The sequence below is a fragment of the Avibacterium sp. 21-599 genome (assembly GCF_026226765.1).
Lineage (GTDB): Bacteria > Pseudomonadota > Gammaproteobacteria > Enterobacterales > Pasteurellaceae > Avibacterium.
On sequence record NZ_JAKKOB010000002.1, the window covers coordinates 373,356 to 399,063 of the forward strand.

Here is a 25,708-nt window from a genome sequence, read left to right on the forward strand (position 1 = left end):
ACACATTTTTTAGTTGGAAAAAATGTATTTTTAAGTAGGGTTTTCATTGATAAAAATGTTTGAGCCAACTAAAATAGATCAAAAAAATTCAATAAGGTGAGTTATGCAACGAGATATTTTAGATAAACTCATACAATGGAAAACCAAGCCCAACCGCAAACCCTTGATTATTCAAGGGGCAAGACAAGTCGGCAAAACTTGGGTGATGAAACATTTTGGTGAACAGACATTTGAACAGGTTGCCTACATCAATTTTGATAATAATCCCCGAATGAAAACACTATTTTCGGGCGATTATGATATTAAACGTTTGATTTTAGGCTTGAAAATTGAAAGTGGTGTGGATATTCAAACGGATAACACGCTGATTATTTTTGATGAAGTGCAAGAAGTGCCGCAAGCCTTATCGGCACTTAAATATTTTTATGAAAATGCACCGCAATTTTATATTGTGGCGGCTGGTTCATTACTTGGCGTTTCCCTGCATCATCAGGTGTCTTTTCCTGTGGGTAAGGTGGATTTTTTACCGCTTTATCCTATGACTTTTCACGAATTTTTAACCGCTCTGGGGCAGTCTGATTTGGTTCAACTGTTGGAAATGCAAGATTGGTCGCTGATTTCTGCGATGAAAAGCCGTTATATCGACTTTCTGCGTCAATATTATTTTGTCGGCGGAATGCCTGAGGCGGTGCAAACCTCTATTGATACACAAAATTTGAACGAAGTTCGCCAAGTGCAACGCAATTTATTGATGGCGTATGAACAGGATTTTTCTAAGCATATTTCCGATGTGCAAACGGTAAAAAAAGTGCGGTCGATTTGGGCATCTATTCCTGAACAACTGGCGAAAGAAAACAAAAAATTTATGTATGCACAAATGCAAAAAGGGGCGAGAAGCAAAGATTATGAAATTGCCTTGCAATGGCTGAAAGACAGTGGCTTAGTTCAGGTTGTACAGCGTGTGAAAAAGCCGTATTTGCCTTTGTCTGCCTATCAGGATAACGCTTTTAAATTATATGGTTTAGATGTCGGCTTACTTGCCGCTCAAAGCTATTTGGACGCTACTACACTGTTGGAAGGCAACCGTATTTTTACCGAATTTAAAGGTGCATTGACCGAGCAATATGTGTTGCAACAATTGATTGCAACTCAAGAAAATCCAGTCTTTTATTGGGCAACAGAAAAAGGCACGGCGGAAGTGGATTTTGTGTTACAACGCAAACAAACTGTAATCCCGATTGAAGTCAAAGCAGAAGAAAATCTGAAAGCGAAAAGTTTGAAAGTATATGTAGAACAATTCCAACCCGAACAGGCTTTTCGCTTCTCAATGGCAGATTTTAGGGAACAGGATTGGATGGTGAATGTGCCGTTGTATGGAATTAAAATTTAAATTATCTAACTAAGGAGAATAAAATGTTTGAACAAGAATAAAGAAAATCTACTCACCATTGGAAAAAATAGCTGTTTTATTTATAAAATGGTGTATATACTCAATTTTATCTAAATTTATTTTATATATAAAGGAAGGGAAATATGATCCAATCAGCAAAACAAATAACTATTTCAGCTTTACTAAGTCAAGACAGTGAAGGGAAAACATTTCAGTACGTTATTCCACCATATCAACGTGAATATGCGTGGAATAAAAATCAATGGGATAATTTATTTGACGATTTATCTGAAAATGATAAGGGATATTTTCTAGGATCACTTATTTGCATTTTAGGAGAAGAGAATAAATCAACGGTAATTGACGGACAACAGCGTTTAACTACGCTAAATTTGTTATTGTTAGCAATATATAACAAACTTAAACCTTTACGAAGCAATTCTATCATTGCTGAAAATGATGATTATCTTGAAAAAGTCGTATCAACAAAAAAGTATTTTTTATATAAAGAAAATACTCGATTTATTGCTTCAATCCAAAATAACAATAGAGCCGATTTTGAATATTTAGTTCATAGGATTGTCAAAGGAGAAGATAATACAGCACCAGCTAACTTTGGTAACCGCCGTATTTACAAAGCGTTTAAGCATTTCTCAGAGCGTATTGAAACAACTATTGAAGGTAATATAAAAGAATTGTTTGATTTTTTAGATAAAGTTACATCCGCTTGTGTAGTTCGTATTGATACACAAGATGAAACATCTGCTTTTATTTTATTTGAAAGTATCAATAATCGCGGTGTACCACTGACGCCAATGGATTTGATTAAAAATAGCCTGATCAGCTATGTTAAAAACAAAACTGCAGAAGAAACAAACTTAGAATGGCAGAAAATAGTGAATAATATTAGTGATTATGATGTACAAGTTCGCTACTTACGTCATTTTTATCAAGCATTTAAGCCAATAAATTTAATTTTTAATTCGACTAGTGGCAAAGAAAAAATTACTAAAAATGATTTAATTAAAACGTACACAAATGAAATCAAAAATGATGCAGAAAAGGTATTAAATGAATTAACTAAAAAATCAGAAATTTATAAATATTTATCATACCCTGAAAATATTCAAGAGAGGGATGAATTATGGAGTAAGTATAAGAATAAATTATTTGATTTAAAAAAATTAGGGATTGCACCAGCTTATACATTACTATTATTCCTGTTTGAAAAATATCCACAACAGAATTTTGCCCACTTACTGAAGTATATTGAAAAATGGTTTATGATCCGCCACTTGACAGATAGTCCAGCAACTAATCGTTTAGACGAAATTTTTATTCGAACAACAAAAACACAACATAACGAATATAATGAAAAAATTCTATTAAATGAATTACAAAAAGAATTACCTTCACGAGAACGAATCGAAGAAGCATTGCAAAGTAAGACATTATATGATGATAATCCAGCCTTAATACGTTATATTCTAATCTACTTAGAACAGAAACATCGTACAGCCGAAAACCAAGTAGATTTTTGGGCGGTCAATGAGAAAGGAAAAGCAATTTGGTCGGTGGAGCATATTTATCCGCAAAAGCCCAAAGAAGGTGAATGGTATGAGGATTGTAAAGACAAATTGCACTCATTGGGAAATCTAACTTTGTCCGCTTATAATAGTAATTTATCTAACCGATCATTTGGTGAAAAGGGTGAAGTGAAAGACGAAAAGGGTAATAACATTGGTTTAAAAAGTGGAAATGTGGAAATCAATGGTTATTTGCTTGATAAAAATGAGTGGTGTCTTGAGCATATTGAAGAACGTGGTAATCAATTAAGAGATACCTTTTTAAAAGACATTACTCCAATGGATTTATAAATTAATATAGCATTATCAAATGCCGTCTGAACTTTAGATGGCATTCTTTTTTACTTATTCTCCCCAAAAAATACTCCACCAGTTGCATATTATTCTATTCATATTCAACATTAAGAAATAGGTATTACCTTCAATTTCCACTCAAGCTATAGCGGAAGATGTACGTGAATTTAGTGTTTCAGTGACTATAGTAAAAACCATAATAGATAACTTGACGAAGTTTATGGTAAAACAAAATCGCTAATCTAAGGTGAATATCGAGGATATCAGTGGCTAAAGGAGGGGCTTCTTCTACAAAATGGGTAGCGAGGAACGCCTTTTATCAGTGTGAGCAGGGAAGATAAAACAGTAAAAATGTGATGTTGAGATTTTAGAAAGCAATACAAAAACTGCTTGGCAATGACCAAGCAGTTTGGAAAGGGTTAGAATGGAATATCATCATCTAATTGCATATCATCAATCGCTGGCTGAGGCGCTGGCGTTGGTTGCTGCGCTGGTTTTGATGATGGATATGTTGGTTGTGTTCCTTGAGGGGCGTATTGGTTGCCACTTTGTTGTTGGTAACCCCCGCCTTGTGGCGCATAGCCACCTTGCCCACGTTCTGCGCGGCTATCTAACATTTGTAGCACATCACCTTGAATCTCAGTGGTGTAACGATCTTGTCCATTTTGATCTTGCCATTTACGAGTTCTTAAGCGTCCTTCCACATACACTTTTGACCCTTTTCGTAAATATTCTCCTGCGATCTCAGCTTGACGACGATAAAAGACAATGCGATGCCATTCAGTGATTTCACGACGTTCGCCAGTATTCTTGTCCATCCAGCTCTCACTGGTGGCTACGCTAATGTTTGCAACAGCTTCACCATTTGGCATTGTGCGAACTTCAGGATCATTTCCAAGGTTTCCTACGATAATAACTTTGTTTACTCCAGCCATAAATTCCTCTGTCTGATTATTAAGTGCGGTAAAAATTTTTGCTATTTTGCCTTAAAAAAAAATAAAAAGCTATTAATTCAATGCAAATCAACTGGATATTTGCACAGTTATTTCAGATTATGCGATAATGATCGCAAAATCACCTTAAATTGCTTGAACAGACTAAAAGATTATGGAAAAAATAGATGTGCGTGGGGCGAGAACCCATAATTTAAAAAATATTAATTTGACTATTCCGCGTGATAAATTGATTGTGATTACAGGGCTTTCTGGCTCGGGAAAATCTTCCCTCGCATTTGATACCCTTTATGCTGAGGGGCAGCGCCGTTATGTGGAATCCCTTTCTGCTTATGCGCGCCAGTTTTTATCGCTAATGGAAAAACCAGATGTGGATCATATTGAAGGGCTATCTCCAGCCATTTCCATTGAACAAAAATCCACTTCACACAATCCACGTTCTACCGTGGGAACAATCACGGAAATTCACGATTATTTGCGTTTATTATTTGCCCGTGTTGGGGAACCGCGCTGTCCAAATCATCATATTCCTTTGGCGGCACAAACTATTAGCCAAATGGTGGATAAAGTGTTGGCTTTGCCCGAAGAAAGCCGAATGATGTTACTTGCCCCAGTGGTAAAAGATCGCAAAGGGGAGCATATTAAAATTTTGGAGCATATTGCTGCGCAAGGCTATATTCGAGCCAGAATTGATGGCGAAATTTGTGATTTATCCGATCCACCTAAATTGGAATTGCAGAAAAAACATACTATTGAAGTGGTGGTGGATCGTTTTAAAGTTCGTCCAGATTTGGCAACGCGTTTAGCCGAATCCTTTGAGACAGCATTAGAACTTTCTGGTGGCACGGCAGTGGTGGCAAATATGGATGAACCGCAAGGGGAAGAATTGCTTTTTTCAGCCAATTTTGCTTGCCCGCATTGTGGTTATTCTGTGCCAGAATTAGAACCTCGTTTATTCTCTTTTAATAACCCAGCGGGGGCTTGTCCTACTTGCGACGGTTTAGGTGTTCAACAATATTTTGATGAAAAACGCGTGGTACAAAATCCAACTATTTCCTTAGCAGGGGGGGCGATTAAAGGCTGGGATCGCCGTAATTTCTATTATTACCAAATGCTCACTTCGCTCGCCAAACATTATGGCTTTGATGTAGAAAGCCCTTTTGAAGATTTACCGAAAAAAATTCAGCACATTATTTTGCACGGTTCAGGTAAAGAAGAAATTGAATTCCAATATATGAACGACCGTGGCGATGTGGTATTACGCCGTCATAGTTTTGAAGGCATTCTCAATAATATGGCACGCCGTTACAAGGAAACGGAATCAATGTCTGTACGTGAAGAATTAGCGAAAAATATCAGCACCCGTCCTTGTAAGGATTGCGGTGGCTCGCGTTTACGCCCTGAAGCTCGCAATGTGTTTATCGGTGAAACGAATTTGCCTGAAGTTTCAGAAAAAAGCATCGGCGAAGCGTTTCATTTTGTGGATAGCCTAACCCTAAGCGGACAGCGCGCGCAAATTGCTGACAAAATCCTAAAAGAAATTAAAGAGCGGTTACAATTTTTGGTGAATGTGGGGCTAAATTATCTTTCTCTTTCCCGCTCGGCAGAAACCCTTTCTGGCGGTGAAGCACAGCGTATTCGTCTTGCTAGTCAAATTGGCGCAGGCTTGGTGGGGGTGATGTATGTGCTTGATGAACCCTCTATTGGGTTACATCAACGTGATAATGAACGTTTGCTTAACACGTTGATTCATCTAAGAAATCTAGGCAATACTGTTATTGTGGTTGAACACGATGAAGATGCAATTTTAGCGGCGGATCATATCATTGATATTGGACCGGGAGCGGGCGTGCATGGTGGTAATGTGGTTGCACAAGGCACAGCAAAAGAAATTATGCAAAACCCACATTCTTTAACTGGAAAATTCTTGTCGGGAAAAGAAAAAATAGAAATTCCTAAAAAACGCACCGCACTTGATAAAGCGAAAATATTAAAACTCAAAGGGGCATCAGGCAATAATCTGAAAAACGTCAATTTAGATATACCTGTCGGATTATTCACTTGTATCACAGGGGTATCAGGTTCAGGTAAATCTACTCTGATTAATGACACCTTGTTCCCACTTGCGCAGAGTGCGTTAAACCGTGCAGAAAACGCACAAGCCGCCCCTTACAAATCTATTCAAGGGTTAGAATTCTTTGATAAAGTCATTGATATTGATCAAAGCCCGATTGGACGCACGCCACGTTCCAATCCTGCAACTTACACCGGATTATTCACGCCAATTCGTGAATTATTTGCGGGCGTGCCAGAATCACGCGCACGTGGTTATAATCCGGGACGCTTTAGTTTCAATGTGCGTGGTGGACGTTGCGAGGCGTGCCAAGGGGACGGGGTAATCAAAGTAGAAATGCACTTCTTGCCTGATGTTTATGTGCCTTGCGATCAATGTAAAGGAAAACGTTATAATCGTGAAACATTAGAAATTCGTTATAAAGGAAAAACGATTAATCAAGTGCTTGATATGACTGTTGAAGAAGCGCGAGAGTTTTTTGATGCGATTCCACAAATTGCACGCAAATTACAGACATTAATGGATGTTGGACTTTCTTATATTCGCCTTGGGCAATCGTCCACAACATTGTCAGGTGGGGAGGCGCAACGAGTGAAACTCGCCACGGAGTTGTCAAAACGAGATACGGGAAAAACCTTATATATTCTTGATGAACCGACAACAGGCTTACATTTTGCTGATATTAAACAGCTCCTCGAGGTGCTACATCGCTTGCGTGATCAGGGTAATACCATTGTGGTGATTGAGCATAATTTAGATGTGATTAAAACCGCAGATTGGATTGTTGATCTTGGTCCTGAAGGGGGAAGTGGCGGCGGTGAAATCATTGCCACTGGCACGCCAGAGCAAGTCGCAAAAGTGAAAGGTTCTCATACTGCGCGGTTCTTGAAACAAATCCTTGAAAAATAAATGGACTGAAATCAAAGTGCGGTAATTTTTTAGGCAGAATTGTATAAAAACTTCTATCATCAATGTTGATTTTTTGATACATTTAGCACAATTTTTCTCACACTTAAATGTGAGTGTTTTTTATACAGTGATTTTAACGGAATTCTTATGCTATTTAAAAAAATTCGTGGTTTATTCTCCAATGATCTTTCTATTGATTTAGGTACAGCCAACACGTTGATTTATGTGAAAGGGCAAGGCATTGTGCTAAACGAACCTTCTGTGGTCGCAATTCGTCAAGGTCGTGCAGGTTCAATGAAAAGTATTGCAGCGGTAGGAAAAGAAGCAAAATTAATGCTTGGGCGCACACCGAAAAGTATTTTAGCCATTCGTCCGATGAAAGATGGGGTTATCGCGGATTTCTCGGTAACCGAAAAAATGTTGCAGTATTTTATTAAGCAAGTACATAGCGGAAATTTTATGCGCCCAAGTCCACGGGTGTTAGTCTGCGTGCCTGCTGGTGCAACCCAAGTTGAACGCCGAGCGATTAAGGAATCTGCCTTAGGTGCGGGCGCACGCGAAGTGTATTTAATTGAAGAGCCTATGGCCGCTGCAATCGGCGCGAAATTGCCCGTTTCTACGGCAACGGGTTCAATGGTTATCGATATTGGTGGTGGTACCACAGAAGTTGCGGTGATTTCTTTAAACGGTATTGTGTATTCTTCTTCTGTGCGTATTGGTGGCGACCGTTTTGATGAAGCCATTATTGCTTATGTGCGTCGTACCTTTGGATCTATTATTGGTGAGCCGACAGCAGAGCGTATCAAAGAAGAAATTGGTACTGCTTATATTCAAGAAGACGATGAAATTAAAGAGCTAGAAGTTCACGGTCATAACCTTTCAGAAGGTGCGCCAAGAACCTTTACCTTAAACTCGCGTGATGTCTTAGAGGCAATTCAACAGCCATTAAATGGTATTGTTGCCGCAGTGCGGACTGCACTTGAAGAATGCCAACCAGAACACGCAGCCGATATCTTTGAACGTGGCATTGTGCTAACTGGTGGTGGTGCGTTATTACGCAATATTGATGTGTTATTATCAAAAGAAACGGGTGTACCAGTTATTGTGGCAGACGATCCACTTACCTGTGTCGCACGCGGTGGTGGTGAAGCATTAGATATGCACGGTGCTGATATTTTCAGTGACGACATTTAATTTCCAATGTTATAAATGTTTATAAAAGTGCGGTCAAAAAATGCTAAAAATTTGACCGCACTTCTTTCTGAGTGATATTAATGAAACCGATCTTTGGAAAAGCCCCCTATCTTGGCATCCGTTTAATTTTTGCCGTGATAGCTTCTATCGTGCTTATTTTATTTGATGGACAAACCAATACGATGATAAAGGCACGTAGCATAATGGAAACGGCGATTGGTAGCGTTTATTATCTTGCCAACACACCAAGAACAGTGCTAGACGGCGTATCTTACAATCTTGTTGATACCAACAAATTACAAATCGAAAATAAAGTGCTAAGAGAACAACTTCGCGAAAAAAATGCCGATTTATTACTCTTGGATCAACTCAAAGTAGAAAATCAACGCTTACGTTTATTGCTAAATTCCCCATTACGCACAGACGAATACAAAAAAATTGCTGAGGTCTTAACTGCAGAAACAGATGTTTATCGCCAGCAAGTGGTCATTAACCAAGGAGAAAATGATGGCGCTTATGTTGGGCAACCGGTTATTGATGAAAAAGGTGTCGTTGGGCAAATTATTTCTGTGGGAAGTCATACAAGCCGTGTGTTATTGCTCACTGATGTAACGCATTCTATTCCTGTGCAAGTGTTGCGTAATGATGTACGCGTGATCGCAAGTGGTACGGGACACAGCGATGAACTTACTTTAGACAATGTGCCACGTTCAGTGGATATTGTTAAAGGTGATCTCTTGGTTACTTCAGGATTAGGAGGACGTTTTCTTGAAGGATATCCTGTTGCGATTGTAGAAAATGTATCGCGCGATGGAAAAAATTATTTTGCCACGATCACCGCAAAGCCGCTTGCATCGCTCGAGCGCTTACGTTATGTCTTGCTTTTATGGCCGACGAATGAAGATATGCGTAAAGTCAATTCAAGTACACCAGAAGAAGTGCGTAAAGCCGTTCGCCAGCGTCTTGAAACACAGAAAAAGCAAGACATTCTACCGCCATTGATGACGACTGAAGAACCAGAAGAAAAACCATCAACGCCAACGCTAGAGGACATCCATACGGAACAAATGGAAATGCCTTCCGAACCTGTTGAGCCTGAATTGCAACATTATCGAGAGGAAGATTAATGCAAGGTCGTGCTTTTTTACAATTATTATTTATTGTATCCACCTTTTTAGTTGCAATGGTGTTAGAAATTGCGCCTTGGCCAAGCAGTTTACATCATTTCAAGCCTGCTTGGTTATTGCTCGTTTTAACTTATTGGATTTTAGCAATGCCTGCAAAAATTAGTGTAGGCACGGCATTTTGTATGGGGATTGCTTGGGATCTTGTACTTGGCTCAACCTTAGGTATTCACGCATTAGTGCTTTCTGTTTTTGCTTATTTATTAGCGGTGAATAGTATATTAATTCGTAACCTATCGTTATGGATGCAGGGGATATTTGTTATTTTCGCTGTTTTTAGCGTAAGAATAGGTATTTTTATTGTTGAATTATTCTTGCATAGTGCGGATTTTAATTGGCAAGAGATTTTTGGTGCTATGACGAGCGGGGTATTATGGATTTGGGTATTTTTGCTATTACGCAAAATGGTAAAGGAATTACATATTGGATAGCGGGGCTGATTGGGAGTTAAATTTGGGGCTAAATTTTGGATTTCCCTTGCCAAACAACATATATCATCCGAAATTTCATTATATACTCGCTATATGCTTTAAGCGCTCATGGTTTTTGGGATTTAAACCTTAAAAACGCTTTTTAGGCTGCCTGAAAATGAAAATTCGGCTCTAAGAGCCGAATTTTTTACTGCCATTATGGTTCAATTTCTACATAAATATCGCCACTCGGTGTTTCTGTAATATTAACGTCAATAGTTCTACCATTAGAAAGTTCGGCGATAGCAGAATGGTATTTACCATCACTTTCAATGATGCTAACTGATTTGCAACTTGTTGATTGATGAAATTGTTCATGGATAATTTTAGTAACTGTATCACAAGCTGAGGATGCCAGCTGCCCTTTGCTACTAATAAACACAAAAAATAACAAGATAAAACCAATCCATAAGCCCGTATAAATTTGGAAATATGTTTGTTTGGTTTCTAATCGTTTGGCTCGTTTAAATAAATAAACTGGCGGAATCAATGACCACCATTTTGAGAAAGTATTCTTATCAATTTGCTTTAAAAGGTTCCAATCTTGAATTAACAGTATCATGATAACAATACTTAAAACAAAACTAGTCACATTTGAAATGGTAATAGGCAAAAAAATACTCGCCATATTTATTGCCATCAGTACCAATACCATATAAATGTATTTGTTATCTATACCAAAGTTATCATCTAATTTTTCGGAAATAGAGTTAAAGAGTTTGTTATTTGACAAAGATTTTTCATTAGAAATATTACTTTGATTTAGAATAAAATCAAATAATTTTTTATCATAAGATTGCTTTAATTTTCATTGAGTAATATAGAACTCATTTGTCTCAATAATGATGCTTCAAATTTGTTATTTTGATGAGCTTCTCTCAGTTTTATTTTAATTTCATCTAATGACGCATTGATATCTAAGCCAAGCATTTCGTAATAATTTTACATTTTGAGTTCTCCTAAATTAAGTAAAAAACAAGTTAAACTTGATGATAAATGATTAGTTAAGTATAATTCCAGCACTAAATTAGTCCACCAACAAAAGTAAGTAATCTAACCATTTTTATTGTTTTTTTACCATATAAAGGATGAATATGAAGATAAATGAAAAAATTCGTGCATTAAGAGAAATAAATCAATGGTCGCAAGAAGAAATGGCGGAAAAAATTCAGATGTCTAAAAATGGTTACGCAAAAATGGAACGTGGAGAAAGTAAAATTAATCTCTCTCGACTAGAACAAATTGCGGAAGTATTTAACTTAGATATCATCGAATTAATTTCTAGTGAGGAAAAAAACTTAATATTGCAAGTCATTGGCAATGATGGCGCAAATAACCACTATGGGAATACTGATGGTAGTGTATTTGAGATTGAGAAATTGAACTTAATCATTAATCACAAAGATGAACTTTTAAAACAAAAAGAACGATAATTCCAGTTTATCTTAGAACAAAAAAATACTGAAATTTTACTTTTAAAAGAATTGATTCAAACCTTAAAGCAAGAGTAACTTCACTTCCGAATTCTATAGTAAAATTCCCCAAAAACCAAAATAGAGCACAGTATGTGACCTATCCCGTACATTTCCGTAAAAAAATCATAGAACAAGCCAAAAAAGCAGAGCGAATTGTAGATTTTCTAAAAATCTACGGCATCAGTACATCCACTTTTTACGCATGGAAGAAAGAAATCCAACCGAAAAAAAGACACCAAAAAAAGCCAAGAACCATCCATACCGAAGACCTACTCAATGATGTCAAATGCTTCCCTGAGGCTACTCTGGCTGAAAGAACAGCACGCATAGGCACAACGCAGAGTGCTATCTGCAAAGCCTTACGCCGTTTGAAAATCAGCCGTAAAAAAACACTACACCATCCTCAGGCAGACGAACAGAAAAGACCGCGCTTTAAAGAAGAACTAACAGCTTATTCTGAAGTGGGATATAACATCGTTTATTTAGACGAAAGCAGATTTGAGAAACAGACTTTTCGCACCCACGGCTATGCACCCGTCGGAGAGAAGTGCCAAGCTACACACAACTGGCAGAAAATGGCTACTCGAACCAATGCAATCGGCGCTATTCGAGAGGGGAATTTATTTGCACTCAGATTATTTGACTGTCCGATTGACAGTGATATTTTTATGTTTGGCTGACCGAAGCATTGTTACCAGAGCTGGAGAAGCCGACAGTTATCGCGATGGATAATGCCGCGTTCCATAAACGACAAGATATTATCGAAGCCGTTGACCAGACAGAACATAAGATTTTATGGCTACCGCCTTATAGCCCTAACTTAAATCCAATTGAAAAAACATGGGCTTGGGTTAAAAGTCTGAGAAAACAATGGCGGTTTGATTGTGTTGATACTTGATTTTTTTTATTTTGACAATTGTTTCAGTTTTTTAGGATTTCTTTGTCCTCTTCGAGTATTTTTATTCGTTGCTCCAGTTCCCGTATGCGTTGTTGTTCGGGGGATATAGGCTTAGTGCCGGGTAATACATAGCCTTGTTGCTCTGCTTGTACTACCCAACGACGTAATGCGGTTTCCCCTATCCCTAATTCCAAACAGGCTTGTGAGATGGAATAACCTTGTTCAGTCACCAATTTTACCGCGGCGGCTTTATATTCTGGGCTAAATGTTCTTCTCATTACATTGTCCTCTTTTTGTGATAGTTTACCACCTATTGAGGACTGCGGAATTAGTCTACTACTACATAAACGCCGCTCACGCCATTTAGCCGCTAATTCCTTTAATGTAATATTCTCATTTTCCAATTGTTTAAATTGCACATTTTTGTAGTCTAGCGGATCAACATTTTGCACAAGTAGCGTACGATATTCCTGCGCAATTTCTCTAGCCTTTGCTAAAGATAAATCAGGAAATGAACCTAGGCTAATTTTTTTGTGTTTCCTAAGGTATTTATAGGCGAAATACCAAATCTTAGCGCCATTGGGTTTTACTCTAATATAAAGCCCTTGCCCATCAGATTTAATATATTCTTTCGCCATAGGCTTTAGATTTTGAAGGGTAGTATTGGTTAAAGGTTTAACAATTTTGCTCATATCTCATAACCTTATGAAAAATAAAGGATAATTAACCTTTTAGATCCCTCGTAAAAATCCCTTTAAAGTGAGGGATCTAAACAGGGATCTAAAAAGTGTGGATGTAAGCAAACAAAGAAAAAACAAAAATGAATAAAAACGAACAGTAAAATGTTGTTTCTGTTGCATTTTTTTGAAATTTTGAACGTAGGCGAACGTAGAAAAACAGTAGAATGGCGGTGAGAGGGGGATTCGAACCCCCGATGCACTTTCGCACATACACGCTTTCCAGGCGTGCTCCTTCAACCACTCGGACATCTCACCATTGGGAATAGAGGCAGAATATAAAGATTTCATCGGCTTTCGTCAAGCGTTTTTCTGTCTTTATCACCTAACTGATTAAAATAGGGACAGTCAATGCAAGTGGTCATTTTTTGCATTTTTATACTGTGTAAAAAAACAGTGTTCTTCTTTGCAAATGCGTGGATTTCCGTTAGACTAGCCGTATTTTTAATCTTAAAAAAGACGGAAAAAAACACCGCACTTAGTATTATGATGTATTTTGATTTGAATATCCCAACAAAAGCGAATGATCACAAAATTTTAGCTAATGTCATTGCAGGCAGTGATGTTTTAGCAATTGCTGAAATTGCCCAACAACATCAAGGAATAACGGTTGTTGTTACGCCAGACACACGAAGTGCGGTACGTTTATCTAAAATTTTGGCAGAAATTATTTCTGAGCCGGTTACCTTTTTTCCTGATTGGGAGACCTTGCCTTATGACAGTTTTTCGCCACATCAAGATATTATTTCTTCCCGACTCAGTGCGTTATTCCATTTACAAAATGCAAAAAATGGCATTTTTATTTTGCCAATCAGTACCTTAATGCAAAAAATTTGCCCGCCAGCGTATTTGCAACATAATGTTTTACTGGTTAAAAAAGGTGATCGTATTGTTATTAACGATTTCCGTTTGCAGTTAGAAAATGCAGGATATCGTGCTGTGGAACAAGTGTTGGAACACGGTGAATACGCATTGCGTGGGGCGTTACTCGATCTCTTTCCTATGGGAAGTGCGGTGCCTTTTCGCTTAGATTTTTTTGATGAGGAAATTGAGAGCATTCGCACCTTTGATGTGGATAGCCAGCGAACATTAGAAGAAATTCCTTCTATCCGTTTATTACCAGCACAAGAATTTCCTACGGATCATAAAGGCATTGAGTTTTTCCGTACAAAATTTCGTGATACTTTTGGTGAAATTCGCCGTGATCCAGAGCATATTTATCAGCAAGTGAGCAAAGGCACGTTGGCGGCTGGGATTGAATATTGGCAACCTCTGTTTTTTGAGCAAATGGCAACCTTATTTGATTACCTGCCTGAACAGACTTTATTTGTTGATTTTGCTAGCAATCAGCAACAAGGTGAGCGTTTTTATCAAGATTGTGAGCAACGTTATGAAAGCCGCCGTGTTGATCCTATGCGCCCTTTATTACCGCCAGATCAGCTTTGGTTGCCGATTGACCAAATTAATCATCAGCTCAAACATTTTCCTAAAATCATCTTGAAAGCGGAGAAAGTGGCACGCGCTTCTGTACGTCAGCAAAACTTACCCGTGCAAAGCTTGCCGGATTTAAGCTTAAAGCTACAACAAAAAGAACCTCTCCAAAATTTGCGTGAGTTTATGACGCAATTTAATGGGGATATTGTGTTTTGTGTTGAAACAGAAGGGCGGCGAGAAACCCTGCTTGATTTGCTTAGTTCGTTGAAGTTAAGACCAAAGCAAATTACGCATCTTTCCGATTTACAAGCGAAGCAAAATTTACTGATTTGTAGCCAAGATCGAGGCTTTATTATTGATAAAGGCAACGATTCCATTGCATTGATTACGGAAACGGAATTACTTGGTGAACGAGTACAGCAGCGTAGTCGAGATCGACAAAAATCGGTTAATCCAGATACCTTAATCCGCCATTTGGCTGAACTGAAAATTGGTCAGCCTGTGGTGCATTTAGATCACGGGGTAGGGCGTTATGCTGGCTTGGTTACGTTAGAAAATGCGGGGATAAAATCGGAATTTTTGCTGCTGCAATATGCTAATGATTCCAAACTTTATGTGCCGGTAACCTCACTGCATTTGATTAGCCGTTATGTAGGCGGCTCGGAAGAAACGGCGCCATTGCATAAATTAGGCAGTGATGCTTGGGCGAAAAGCCGCCAGAAAGCAGCGGAGAAAATTCGTGATGTCGCCGCTGAATTACTTGATGTGTACGCGCGCCGCGAATCGCAAAAAGGCTTTGCCTTTCATTATGATCGTGATGAGTTTATGCAGTTTTCAGCCACTTTCCCTTTTGAAGAAACCTTGGATCAAATGACGGCGATTAATGCGGTGATTTCTGATATGTGCCAGCCGAAAGCAATGGATCGTTTGGTGTGTGGTGATGTTGGGTTCGGTAAAACAGAAGTGGCAATGCGTGCCGCATTTTTAGCGGTGATGAATCATAAGCAGGTTGCCGTACTTGTGCCAACCACTCTCCTTGCACAACAACATTATGAAAATTTCAAAGATCGCTTTGCTAATTTACCTGTGAATGTGGAAGTGCTTTCCCGCTTTAAAACAGCAAAAGAGCAAAAAACGCTGCTTGCAGCTTTAGCAGAGGGGAAAATTGATATTTTGATTGGCACACATAAACTTATTCAGCCAGAAGTTAAATTTAACGATCTAGGCTTGCTGATTATTGATGAGGAACACCGTTTTGGCGTGCGTCAAAAAGAAAAAATTAAGCAATTGCGAGCCAATGTAGATATTCTCACCCTTACGGCAACGCCGATTCCACGCACGCTAAATATGGCAATGAATGGTATTCGCGATCTCTCTATTATCTCCACGCCACCAGCACGCCGTTTGACGATTAAAACCTTTGTACGGCAAGCTGATGATTTAATTATCCGCGAAGCCATTTTGCGTGAAATTCTACGTGGTGGGCAGGTTTATTATTTGCATAATGATGTGGCGAGTATTGAAAATTGTGCCGAAAATTTAACCGCACTTGTGCCTGAAGCGCGCATTGTTATTGGACACGGACAAATGCGTGAGCGTGAGTTAGAGCGTGTGATGTCAGATTTTTATCATCAGCGCTACAACGTACTGGTTTGCTCGACCATTATTGAAACAGGGATTGATGTGCCTACTGCGAACACTATCATCATCGAGCGTGCGGATCGTTTCGGTTTAGCCCAATTACACCAATTGCGTGGGCGAGTGGGGCGTTCTCATCACCAAGCTTATGCCTATTTATTGACGCCTCATCCGAAAGCGATGACAAAAGATGCAGTAAAACGCCTTGAAGCATTGGAAAGTCTTGATAACCTTGGCGCAGGTTTTATGTTGGCAACGCAAGATTTAGAAATTCGTGGGGCAGGGGAATTACTTGGTGATGAACAAAGCGGACAAATTGAAAGCATTGGTTTCTCTTTGTATATGGATCTGCTAGAAAGTGCCGTGAATGCGCTGAAAGAGGGACGTGAGCCTTCCCTTGATGAACTCACTCAGCGTCAAGTTGAAATTGATTTACGCATTCCCGCCTTGTTACCTGATGATTATTTAGGCGATGTGAATATGCGTCTTGGTTTTTATAAACGCATTGCCGGTGCTGAAACCCCCCAAGAGCTTGATGAATTAAAAGTGGAATTAATCGATCGCTTTGGCTTATTGCCGACACCTGCAAAAAATTTATTACAGATTGCCCAGTTGCGTTTGCAAGCTAAGCCATTGCAGATTATTCGTATGGAAGCCACGGCGCAAGGTGGCTTTATTGAGTTTTCTCCTAAAGCCAGCCTTGATCCGACAAAATTCTTGCAACTTATTCAGCAATCGCCGGCGGTATATCGCTTTGACGGCCCAACGAAATTTAGATTTCAGCGTGATTTAACAGAGAATAAAGTGCGGTTGGATTTTGTAACGGAATTACTCCAAACATTAAACGCATAGCAACGGAAATATAATGAATTAATGGCAAAATCGTGATAGATTAACGCCATTTTAATTTTGAGGTGTGTTTGCAAAAGGAGAATAAAATGTACTTAGATCAAATTAAAGCCGAGCTTAACGAAGCACAAGATGTGCTTAATAAATTCGTCAATGATGAAAAAAATATTGAATTAATTCAACAAGCAGCGTTGTTAATTGCAGAGAGTTTTAAACAAGGTGGAAAAGTGCTTTCGTGCGGAAATGGTGGATCGCACTGCGATGCAATGCATTTTGCTGAAGAACTCACGGGGCGTTATCGTGAAAACCGCCCCGGCTACCCTGCCATTGCGATTTCTGATGTCAGCCATTTAAGCTGTGTGAGCAATGATTTTGGCTATGATTATGTGTTCTCTCGTTATATTGAGGCTGTGGGGCAAAAAGGGGATGTGCTCTTTGGCTTATCCACTTCAGGTAATTCTAAGAACATTTTGAATGCGATTAAAGCGGCAAAAGAGAAAGGGATGAAAGTGATTGCCATGACAGGTAAAGACGGGGGGCAAATGGCGGGGCTTGCTGATGTCGAAATTCGCGTGCCACATTTCCGTTATGCCGATCGCATTCAAGAAATTCATATCAAAGTGATCCATATTTTAATGATGTTGATTGAATTTGAAATGGCGAAAGCCGCATAATTTCGTTTTCATTTATTTGATAAGTGCGGTACAAAATTAAATGATTTTTTACCGCACTTTTAACGTTAACCAAACACAGACAATGTGTTGTGATGATAGAGTAGAGCAAGATTGAAAGGTTTATTTTTACGTATAGTGAGTGCCGTTGCCTTATTATTGTGGGCCATTGATATGGTGTTCCCGTGGCAACGCATAATGCAATCGGAAGATAATCCTTATGCAATGGTGCAAACCAAAGGTAAATTGATTGTTGGCACACTGAATAATCCCATTTCTTATTTTATTGGTTCAGAGGGCGCAACGGGGTTTGAATATGAACTCACGAAAGCCTTTGCAGATTATTTGGATGTGGAATTGGATATTCGCCCAATGGAGAGTACTCAAGCACTATTTTCTGCCTTATCCGCGCATCAAATTGATTTAGCAGCAGCGAATTTGCTTTATCAACCCGAAAAGTTAGAACAATTTCAGCTCGGTCCTGCGTATTCTTCTGCCTCGTGGCAACTGGTTTACCGTAAAGGAGAAAATCGCCCTACTTCGTTAGAAAAATTAAATGGACGCTTAGTGGTGGCGAAAGGCTCTGAACTCAATCTGTTACTTAATCGTTTTAAAGAACAATATCCTGATTTGCAATGGACAACAGTGGATCAAAGCCAAGAGGAATTATTACTGCAAGTCGCAGAAGGTAAACTGGATTACACCATTGCCAATTCAATAGATATTTCTATTACGCAACAAATTAAGCCACAGCTGGCGGTTGCCTTTGATGTTACTGACGAAGCGACCATTCATTGGTATTTGGCGAATAATACCTATAATGAACTGCAAGCCGCCTTGCTCGATTTTATGAATAATGCCATTGAAACAGGGCTTATTGCACGCATTGAGGAAAAATATTTTAACCATTTAGCCCAATTTGACTATGTGGATACCCGTTCTTATTTAAATGCAATTGAAACGATTTTACCGAAATATGCGGATCTTTTTGATAAGTATAAAGGGGAGTTAGATTGGCGTTTATTGGCTGCGATTGCCTATCAAGAATCCCATTGGAACCCAGAAGCCACCTCGCCAACAGGCGTACGCGGAATGATGATGCTGACTAAGGCCACAGCGGAACGAATGAAAATCAACAATCGTTTAGATGCGGAACAAAGCATTAAAGCGGGATCGGAATATTTGCATTTATTACTGGCGCAAATGCCAAATACCATCCGCCAAGAAGATCGCATTTGGTTTGCTTTGTGTGCCTATAATATGGGGCTTGGGCATTTGCTTGATGTACGCCGCTTAACAAAGAGCCTTGGTGGCGATCCCGATAACTGGCTTGATGTGAAGAAAAATCTGCCTTTATTGGCGGAAAAACGTTATTACACTAATTTAAAATATGGCTATGCACGAGGTTATGAGGCTTATCAATATGTTGAAAATATTCGTCGCTATATGAACAGCATTGTGAATTATCACCGCATACAGCAAAACCAAGAAGCACCACACTAAGGTTTACCCTAACATAGAAAATCATTTAGAGGATTTTCCTTAGGCTGTGAATAGAAAAGAGAAGGACATTATGGCAATAAAAAGAAAAACATTTTTGAAGAAAAACAACACGAAATTATTCCGTTTATCTCAGGTACGAGCGTTAAGACTAAAACGTTTGAAGCAAAGAAAATTCCGCTTACACGAACGTCATTCATTGCAATTTGTGATACAGGATATTTGTTGTTAAGGCGCTATTTGGGTAACGGGACTAAAAATAGCCCAAATCGCACACAACACAAGACAGCGTGTTGTAGAGCATAAAGGAATTTTCTCAAGCAATTTAACCACGTTTTATGAGATTTTTTGGGTGAGATCACCACGTCGTTAGCGTGCTAAATGGGCATAGCACCTAATTCGTTGAAAAAAGAAAAGCATTATATTTTTCATATAATGCTTTTTTATTGGTGATAACTTATTGATTTTCAGCCAGTAAACGTTGAATAAGCTTGCTGTTAGCGGGCGGAAATTGACTGGCATCGAGTTCAGATTGTGCAATCCACATTCCTTCCTGCCCTTCTCGACCAAAAGGTTCGCCCACCCATTGTTCCACAAGGTAAAAATAAAATTGAATGACCTTGCTGGGATATTCAAAGGTAAAACGCTCAAATAACTCGGCGTTGAGAATATGAATGCCGATTTCTTCTTCAAGTTCTCTGGCAAGGGCTTGCTCGGGCGTTTCACCTTTATCGACTTTCCCGCCGGGGAATTCTAAAGATTGCGCAAAATCCTGCCCTTCAAGGCGTTGAGTAAGATAAATTTGCCCAAATTCATTACGAATGATCCCGGCTGCAACTTGGATAATCGGTTTTGCCATTTTTTCTCCTTAGGGTTTGTGGATAACTCAAATGTAAAATGAATGATCAACAGACCCTCTATAAAGTGCGGTAAAAAAATCAGAAATTTTTACCGCACTTTTATATTTTATCAATTAACGATAGTTCGCCGCACGATTGCCATGGCAATGTTTGTATTTTTTCCCTGAACCGCACGGGCAAGGCTCATTACGACCAATCTTACGATCTGAAGGCGGCAATGGGGTTTGTTCCGCTTGTTCATCGTCAGTGTTATATTGCATTTGTGCCTGTTCACGGGCAGCCATTTCTTGTTGTAATCTTTCTGCTTGTTCAATTTCTTCTTGCGTACGGATTTGTACACGGCTGAGTGTCGTGATAACGCTGAGCTTTAATGCGTCAAGCATATCTGTGAACATTTGGAAAGATTCTTTCTTATACTCTTGTTTTGGATCTTTTTGTGCATAACCACGCAAGTGAATGCCACGGCGCAGGTGATCCATTGCCGATAAATGCTCTTTCCAAAGTTCATCAAGGGTTTGTAACATAATGCCTTTTTCAAAATGGCGCATTGATTCCGAACCAACTAGTTCTTCTTTACGTTTATATTCAGCAACAGCCGCTTCAATAATGCGTTCACGCAAGGTTTCTTCGTGTAAGGCATTATTTTCTTCTAACCATTGTGCGATAGGTAAATCTAACGCAAAATCTTGTTTTAAACGTTGTTCTAACGCGGGAATATCCCACATTTCTTCCAGAGAATTTGGTGGAATATATTGATCAATAACCGTGTTAAACACATCTTGGCGGATCACTTCAATGGTGTCAGCGATGTTTTCATTATCCAGTAATTCATTACGTTGCTGATAAATCGCGTGGCGTTGATCGTTCGCAACGTCATCAAATTCTAATAAGTTTTTACGCCCGTCAAAGTTATGCGCTTCCACTTTTGCTTGGGCTGAGGCAATTACTTTGGTGAGCAACTTAGATTCCATTGCTTCCCCCGGTGTGCTGAAGGCTTTACGCATCATATTCAATTTACCTTCATTCAGGTAAATTCGCATTAAGGCATCATCTAAGGATAAGTAGAAACGTGATGAACCGGGATCGCCTTGACGTCCTGAACGTCCACGCAATTGGTTATCAATACGGCGTGACTCGTGGCGTTCTGTGCCGATAATATGCAAACCGCCAGCTTGTTTTACAATGTCGTGGCGTGTTTGCCAGTTGGCTTTGATCGCGTCGATTTGTGCGTCAGTTGGATTATCTAATTTCGCCACTTCTGCTTTCCAGTTCCCGCCAAGTACAATATCTGTACCGCGTCCTGCCATATTGGTGGCAATAGTCACAGCAGCGGGATAGCCTGCATTGGCAATGATTTCTGCTTCTTGTGCGTGGAATTTGGCATTTAGCACACTGTGCTTAATTCCCGCTTTGGTTAACGCATCTGATAATAATTCTGATTTTTCAATCGATGCTGTCCCTACTAATACAGGTTGGTTACGGGCAATGCAGTCTTTGATTTCTTCGATAATCGCCGCAAATTTGTATTGTTCATTTTCAAACATTAAATCAGTACGATCATCACGAATCATTGGTCGATTGGTTGGGATTACAATGGTTTCTAAGCCATAAATTTGTTGAAATTCAAAGGCTTCCGTATCTGCTGTTCCGGTCATTCCGGCTAATTTTTCATAAAGACGGAAATAATTTTGGTAAGTAATGGATGCCACCGTTTGATTTTCATTTTGGATTGGCACCCCTTCTTTGGCTTCAATGGCTTGGTGTAAACCTTCAGACCAACGACGCCCTGCCATTGTACGCCCTGTATGTTCATCAACAATGATAATTTCACCATCTTTTACGATGTAATCAACATCACGTTCAAAGAGGGTATGCGCACGCAATGCAGCATAAACGTGGTGTAACAATGCGACTTTGGCTGGGGAATAAAGGGATTCTGACTCTTGCATTAATCCTTGTTCAATCAGCCACGTTTCGATTTTTTCTTGCCCACGTTCAGTCAGATAAGCTTGTTTCGTTTTTAAATCTAAGGTGTAATCCCCATCACCTTGATAGTCTTCGGTGTCTTCTTTATCTTGTTTAATTAAGTGTGGGATTAACTTATCAATAGCGATATAAAGTTCCGAACTATCTTCCGCAGGCCCTGAAATAATTAGCGGAGTACGAGCTTCGTCAATCAAAATAGAATCCACTTCATCCACTAAGGCGTAGTAGAGTTCTTTCTGGAAACGTTCTTGAGCAGAATGAGCAAGGTTATCGCGTAAATAATCAAAGCCTAATTCGCTATTTGTTGCATAAGTAATATCTGCGGCATAAGCAGCACGTTTTTCCTCAGCAGGTAATCCCGGAATATTTACGCCCACAGTCATACCTAAAAATTCAAATAAAGGACGGTTAGTTTCTGCATCTCGACGAGCAAGATAATCGTTTACCGTTACAACGTGTACCCCTTTTCCAGTTAAGGCATTAAGATAGCAAGGTAATGTAGCGGTCAGCGTTTTCCCTTCCCCAGTACGCATTTCTGCAATGCAGCGATCATTCAGCACCATACCACCAATTAATTGGACATCAAAATGACGCATACCAAGTACACGTTTACTTGCCTCACGCACCGTAGCAAAAGCTTCAGGTAATAGACTTTGTAAGGTTTCACCGTTTTTTAGGCGTTCACGAAATTCTGCGGTTTTGCCTTGTAATTGTTCATCGCTTAACGCTTCAAATTCCGGTTCCATTTTGTTGATTTTTGCCACTTGTTTGTTTAAGCGACGTAGAATGCGGTCATTACGACTGCCAAAAATTTTTGTAAAAATAGTTCTAAACATAATCTTATTTCTTTTATATCAATAGGTTAAATTAAACTTCAGCAAGGTGCTGAAATCATTCAAAGGGTAATATTTGGCGGAAAAAGGCTAAGCAACAGGGCCAGCGCGGATTGGTGTAGCCGCACGCAATACAGGAAAAATAAAGTGCGGTGCTTTTTGATGGAGAATTTTTGGGGCAACAAAATGGCTTTTCGTTGGTTTTTGTTGCTGTTGAATACTTTGTTTGTGCGCAACAAGCTGATGACAAGCAAGCTGTTGCGTTTGGCGTTGTTCCCGAGAATAATTTTCACAAGTAAGCCCTGCATTTTCTACACCTTGTGCATTAGGCAAGGCAAAGATCGCAATCATACTGAGTAGGAATTGCGACCAAAAATTCTGTGTGCTTTTAGATGAAATCATTCGGTAACTTATTTTTAATCAAAAAATCGCTGTCATTGTAGCGGAAAATCACTACAATGTCTTACTTTGATGTGTAATATTAGGTCAAAAAAGTAGAAAACAAGTAATGCGATACAGTAAACCCACCAATGTACAAGACGTGTTAGAAAATTCTCGCCTTGGCAAAATTATGCAAAAAGGCATTTTGTTACAACAATTAAACGAGCAATTAGCTCGGTTATTTCCAAGTCAATTTAACGGTTTTTATCGTGTAGCGAATTTTTCTGAAACGGTATTGGTGATTGAGGTGGCAAATGCGATGGTGCGCCAAGGTTTGTTATTCAGAGAAAAAGAGCTATTAGCAAAAGTAAAGGAGTTAAATCCGCAAATTCAGCAACTTCAATTTAACGTCAATCCTGCCTTGCTCAGTCAGCCTCGTTGAGTTTGGTTGCCGTGAAAAGTGGCGATTAACTCATTGACTTTAATCCGTTTATGAGAGGCTTGGCTGATTGAACGTTGCACTTTTAAACGTTTGATTTTCGCCCCTTGATAAATTTGACGTGTAAATTTGGTATCGTGATTGGAAATCAAGACAGGAATTTGATGTTCCTTGGCGGTATGTTGTGCTAAGTTTGCCAAGGCTTGTTGATGCGCTAAAGAAAAATCATTCCCCGCATAACTGGTGAAATTGCTTTCTTGCTTAATCGGCGCATAAGGCGGATCACAATAAATAACGGAATTTTCATCCGCAAATTTAAACGCTTCGTGAAAATCGGCACAAATAAACATCGCACTTTGTGCTTTATGGGCAAAATAACGTAGCTCAAGTTCGGGGAAATAATGGGTTTTATAACTTCCGAAAGGCACGTTAAATTCCTGCTTACTGTTATAACGGCATAACCCATTGAAACCAAAACGGTTGAGATACAAAAACAAAACGGAACGTTCAAAGTGATTGGTGGATTGATTAAATTGGCTACGCTGTGCGTAATAATACTCAGGTGTATTGGCATCAGGGTGGAAAAAGACCGTTTTCACTGCCTCAATATACAAATTTACATCTTGCTTAACCGTATTAAACAGATTGATTAAATCCGCATTAATATCTACCAAAATATAGTGTTCAAATTGGCTATTCAAAAAAACTGCCCCAGCGCCGACGAAAGGTTCAATAAGGCATTGTTTTTTCTTAGGAAATAATTTATTAATTTGATCGGTAAGACGAAATTTTCCGCCCGCCCATTTTAGAAAAGGGCGGTATTTTTGTTGTGGGAAAATTGTCGCATTAGGATACATTGAAGTTAGTCAGTTTGTGTGCAACGGGCAATGGCTGCAAGAACAAGATCTTTGTCGCTATCGGTAGCCACATAAGCCTGTCCGAGTGATTTCAGCAATACGAGGCGTAATTTTCCAGCTAATACTTTTTTATCACGCATCATATGTGGTAGGTAATCTTCAGGTTGCATTGTATCTGGCGAAACTGTAGGTAAGTTCGCACGCGCAAAAAGTTTTTCTAAACGGCCCACATCTTGTACGGATAAATCGCCTAACATTTCAGAAAGGGCTGCTGCCATCATTGAGCCAGCGGCGACGGCTTCACCGTGTAACCATTGCCCATAGCCTAAATGGGTTTCAATGGCGTGACCAAAAGTATGACCTAAATTAAGTAAGGCTCGGTCGCCTTTTTCGGTTTCATCTCTTGCCACCACATCAGCCTTAATTTGGCAACAACGGGCAATACAGTGCTGTAACGGGGCTTGTTCAAGGGCAACCAATTCATCAATATGTTGTTCTAACCATTCAAAGAATGGGTAATCTAAAATAGCGCCGTATTTAATCACTTCCGCTAAACCAGCATTGACTTCGCGTTTCGGTAAGGTATGAAGGGTGAGGGTATCTACAATCACCGCACAAGGTTGATAAAACGCCCCAATCATATTTTTACCGAGTGGGTGATTCACGGCGGTTTTTCCACCAACAGAAGAATCGACTTGAGCAAGTAGCGTGGTTGGAATTTGGATAAAACTCACACCACGTTGATAACTGGCTGCAGCATACCCCACGACATCGCCAATCACCCCGCCACCTAACGCAATCAAAGTCGTGTCGCGACCGTGATTTTTTTCTAATAATGCAGTGAAGATCAGATTGAGCGATTCAAGATTTTTATATTGCTCACCATCGGGTAACAATACGTGATCAACTTGGCAACCAAGCTGAGTTAATGTTTCTGTGACTGGAACAAGATAATGTTGTGCAATGGTTGGATTACTCACAAGCATCACTTTATCGCCTGCTTTTAGGGGATAAACACTAGGATCGGAGAGCAAGCCAGCGCCGATATAAATAGGATAACGACGTTCTTTTAATTCAACATTTACGCACAACATCA

At 39.4% G+C, this 25,708-nt stretch carries 21 protein-coding genes and 1 tRNA gene; 13 read left to right on the forward strand and 9 right to left on the reverse strand.

Annotated elements, in window-relative coordinates; translation table 11 throughout:
* Positions 1 to 103 precede the first annotated feature (103 nt).
* Together L5B83_RS11670 and L5B83_RS11675 are read left to right on the forward strand one after the other, a co-directional pair.
* Entirely contained in the window at positions 104 to 1,390 is a 1,287-nt protein-coding gene (locus L5B83_RS11670) for an ATP-binding protein (RefSeq protein ID WP_265778636.1), read from the forward strand.
* Between the two features lie 143 nt (positions 1,391 to 1,533).
* On the forward strand, positions 1,534 to 3,267 hold the full coding sequence (locus L5B83_RS11675) for a DUF262 domain-containing protein (protein WP_265778637.1): 1,734 nt from the start codon (positions 1,534 to 1,536) through the stop codon (positions 3,265 to 3,267).
* A 422-nt stretch (positions 3,268 to 3,689) separates the two neighbouring features.
* On the opposite strand, the gene L5B83_RS11680 is transcribed toward L5B83_RS11675, so the two are convergent.
* A complete protein-coding gene (locus L5B83_RS11680; RefSeq protein WP_265778638.1) occupies positions 3,690 to 4,205 on the reverse strand; it encodes a single-stranded DNA-binding protein in 516 nt (171 codons plus the stop codon).
* Positions 4,206 to 4,377: 172 nt separating this feature from the next.
* Between L5B83_RS11680 and uvrA the strand changes: the two genes are divergently transcribed.
* From uvrA to mreD, 4 genes are all read left to right on the forward strand, one after another.
* Positions 4,378 to 7,206 carry an excinuclease ABC subunit UvrA gene (gene uvrA / locus L5B83_RS11685; RefSeq protein ID WP_265778639.1) on the forward strand — a complete coding sequence of 943 codons (2,829 nt, stop codon included), beginning with the start codon at positions 4,378 to 4,380 and terminating at the stop codon, positions 7,204 to 7,206.
* A 147-nt stretch (positions 7,207 to 7,353) separates the two neighbouring features.
* The gene (locus tag L5B83_RS11690) at positions 7,354 to 8,400 is read left to right on the forward strand and encodes a rod shape-determining protein (protein WP_250351514.1); all 1,047 of its coding nucleotides are present in this window, start codon (positions 7,354 to 7,356) and stop codon (positions 8,398 to 8,400) included.
* A gap of 80 nt (positions 8,401 to 8,480) precedes the next feature.
* The gene (gene mreC / locus L5B83_RS11695; RefSeq protein ID WP_265762335.1) at positions 8,481 to 9,527 is read left to right on the forward strand and encodes a rod shape-determining protein MreC; all 1,047 of its coding nucleotides are present in this window, start codon (positions 8,481 to 8,483) and stop codon (positions 9,525 to 9,527) included.
* Positions 9,527 to 10,015, forward strand: a complete 489-nt coding sequence (gene mreD, locus L5B83_RS11700; protein WP_265778640.1) for a rod shape-determining protein MreD — start codon at positions 9,527 to 9,529, stop codon at positions 10,013 to 10,015. Before mreC ends, mreD begins: the two co-directional genes overlap by 1 nt.
* A 196-nt stretch (positions 10,016 to 10,211) precedes the next feature.
* Here mreD and L5B83_RS11705 read toward each other — a convergent pair whose 3' ends face one another.
* Positions 10,212 to 10,787 carry a hypothetical protein gene (locus L5B83_RS11705; RefSeq protein ID WP_265778641.1) on the reverse strand — a complete coding sequence of 192 codons (576 nt, stop codon included), beginning with the start codon at positions 10,785 to 10,787 and terminating at the stop codon, positions 10,212 to 10,214.
* 361 nt (positions 10,788 to 11,148) lie between these two features.
* Here L5B83_RS11705 and L5B83_RS11710 point away from each other — a divergent pair, with 361 nt between their 5' ends.
* The 3 genes from L5B83_RS11710 (at position 11,149) to L5B83_RS12520 (ending at position 12,427) form a co-directional block, all read left to right on the forward strand.
* Entirely contained in the window at positions 11,149 to 11,487 is a 339-nt protein-coding gene (locus L5B83_RS11710; RefSeq protein WP_326938367.1) for a helix-turn-helix domain-containing protein, read from the forward strand.
* 134 nt (positions 11,488 to 11,621) lie between these two features.
* Positions 11,622 to 12,209 carry an IS630 transposase-related protein gene (locus L5B83_RS11715; RefSeq protein ID WP_265778642.1) on the forward strand — a complete coding sequence of 196 codons (588 nt, stop codon included), beginning with the start codon at positions 11,622 to 11,624 and terminating at the stop codon, positions 12,207 to 12,209.
* Positions 12,210 to 12,253: 44 nt separating this feature from the next.
* Positions 12,254 to 12,427, forward strand: a complete 174-nt coding sequence (locus L5B83_RS12520; protein WP_442780651.1) for a transposase — start codon at positions 12,254 to 12,256, stop codon at positions 12,425 to 12,427.
* Between the two features lie 23 nt (positions 12,428 to 12,450).
* Here the strand turns inward: L5B83_RS12520 and L5B83_RS11720 are convergent, their stop codons facing one another.
* On the reverse strand, positions 12,451 to 13,119 hold the full coding sequence (locus tag L5B83_RS11720) for an integrase arm-type DNA-binding domain-containing protein (protein WP_265778643.1): 669 nt from the start codon (positions 13,117 to 13,119) through the stop codon (positions 12,451 to 12,453).
* 213 nt (positions 13,120 to 13,332) lie between these two features.
* Positions 13,333 to 13,422 (reverse strand) — tRNA-Ser (locus tag L5B83_RS11725).
* 231 nt (positions 13,423 to 13,653) lie between these two features.
* Here L5B83_RS11725 and mfd point away from each other — a divergent pair.
* The 3 genes from mfd to mltF all read left to right on the forward strand — a co-directional run bounded on the left by mfd (position 13,654) and on the right by mltF (position 19,259).
* A complete protein-coding gene (gene mfd / locus L5B83_RS11730; protein WP_265778705.1) occupies positions 13,654 to 17,088 on the forward strand; it encodes a transcription-repair coupling factor in 3,435 nt (1,144 codons plus the stop codon).
* An 86-nt stretch (positions 17,089 to 17,174) separates the two neighbouring features.
* The gene (gene lpcA / locus L5B83_RS11735) at positions 17,175 to 17,759 is read left to right on the forward strand and encodes a D-sedoheptulose 7-phosphate isomerase (protein WP_250350929.1); all 585 of its coding nucleotides are present in this window, start codon (positions 17,175 to 17,177) and stop codon (positions 17,757 to 17,759) included.
* Positions 17,760 to 17,870: 111 nt separating this feature from the next.
* Complete coding sequence (mltF, locus tag L5B83_RS11740) at positions 17,871 to 19,259, forward strand: membrane-bound lytic murein transglycosylase MltF (RefSeq protein WP_265778644.1); 1,389 nt, start codon at positions 17,871 to 17,873, stop codon at positions 19,257 to 19,259.
* A gap of 454 nt (positions 19,260 to 19,713) precedes the next feature.
* Here mltF and mutT read toward each other — a convergent pair whose 3' ends face one another.
* The 3 genes from mutT to secM form a co-directional block, all read right to left on the reverse strand.
* Entirely contained in the window at positions 19,714 to 20,115 is a 402-nt protein-coding gene (gene mutT / locus L5B83_RS11745; protein WP_250350927.1) for an 8-oxo-dGTP diphosphatase MutT, read from the reverse strand.
* Between the two features lie 114 nt (positions 20,116 to 20,229).
* Complete coding sequence (gene secA, locus L5B83_RS11750) at positions 20,230 to 22,938, reverse strand: preprotein translocase subunit SecA (RefSeq protein ID WP_250350926.1); 2,709 nt, start codon at positions 22,936 to 22,938, stop codon at positions 20,230 to 20,232.
* An 87-nt stretch (positions 22,939 to 23,025) separates the two neighbouring features.
* Positions 23,026 to 23,337: a secA translation cis-regulator SecM gene (secM, locus tag L5B83_RS11755; RefSeq protein ID WP_265778645.1), complete on the reverse strand. Its 312-nt coding sequence runs from the start codon at positions 23,335 to 23,337 to the stop codon at positions 23,026 to 23,028.
* A 106-nt stretch (positions 23,338 to 23,443) separates the two neighbouring features.
* Here secM and L5B83_RS11760 point away from each other — a divergent pair, with 106 nt between their 5' ends.
* The gene (locus L5B83_RS11760) at positions 23,444 to 23,758 is read left to right on the forward strand and encodes a DciA family protein (protein ID WP_250350924.1); all 315 of its coding nucleotides are present in this window, start codon (positions 23,444 to 23,446) and stop codon (positions 23,756 to 23,758) included.
* Here the strand turns inward: L5B83_RS11760 and L5B83_RS11765 are convergent.
* Positions 23,746 to 24,612, reverse strand: coding sequence for a Dam family site-specific DNA-(adenine-N6)-methyltransferase (locus L5B83_RS11765; RefSeq protein ID WP_265778646.1), 867 nt, complete (start codon positions 24,610 to 24,612; stop codon positions 23,746 to 23,748). The genes L5B83_RS11760 and L5B83_RS11765 overlap by 13 nt on opposite strands.
* Before the next feature lie 5 nt (positions 24,613 to 24,617).
* Positions 24,618 to 25,706 carry a 3-dehydroquinate synthase gene (gene aroB, locus L5B83_RS11770; protein ID WP_265778706.1) on the reverse strand — a complete coding sequence of 363 codons (1,089 nt, stop codon included), beginning with the start codon at positions 25,704 to 25,706 and terminating at the stop codon, positions 24,618 to 24,620.
* Positions 25,707 to 25,708: the final 2 nt, after the last annotated feature.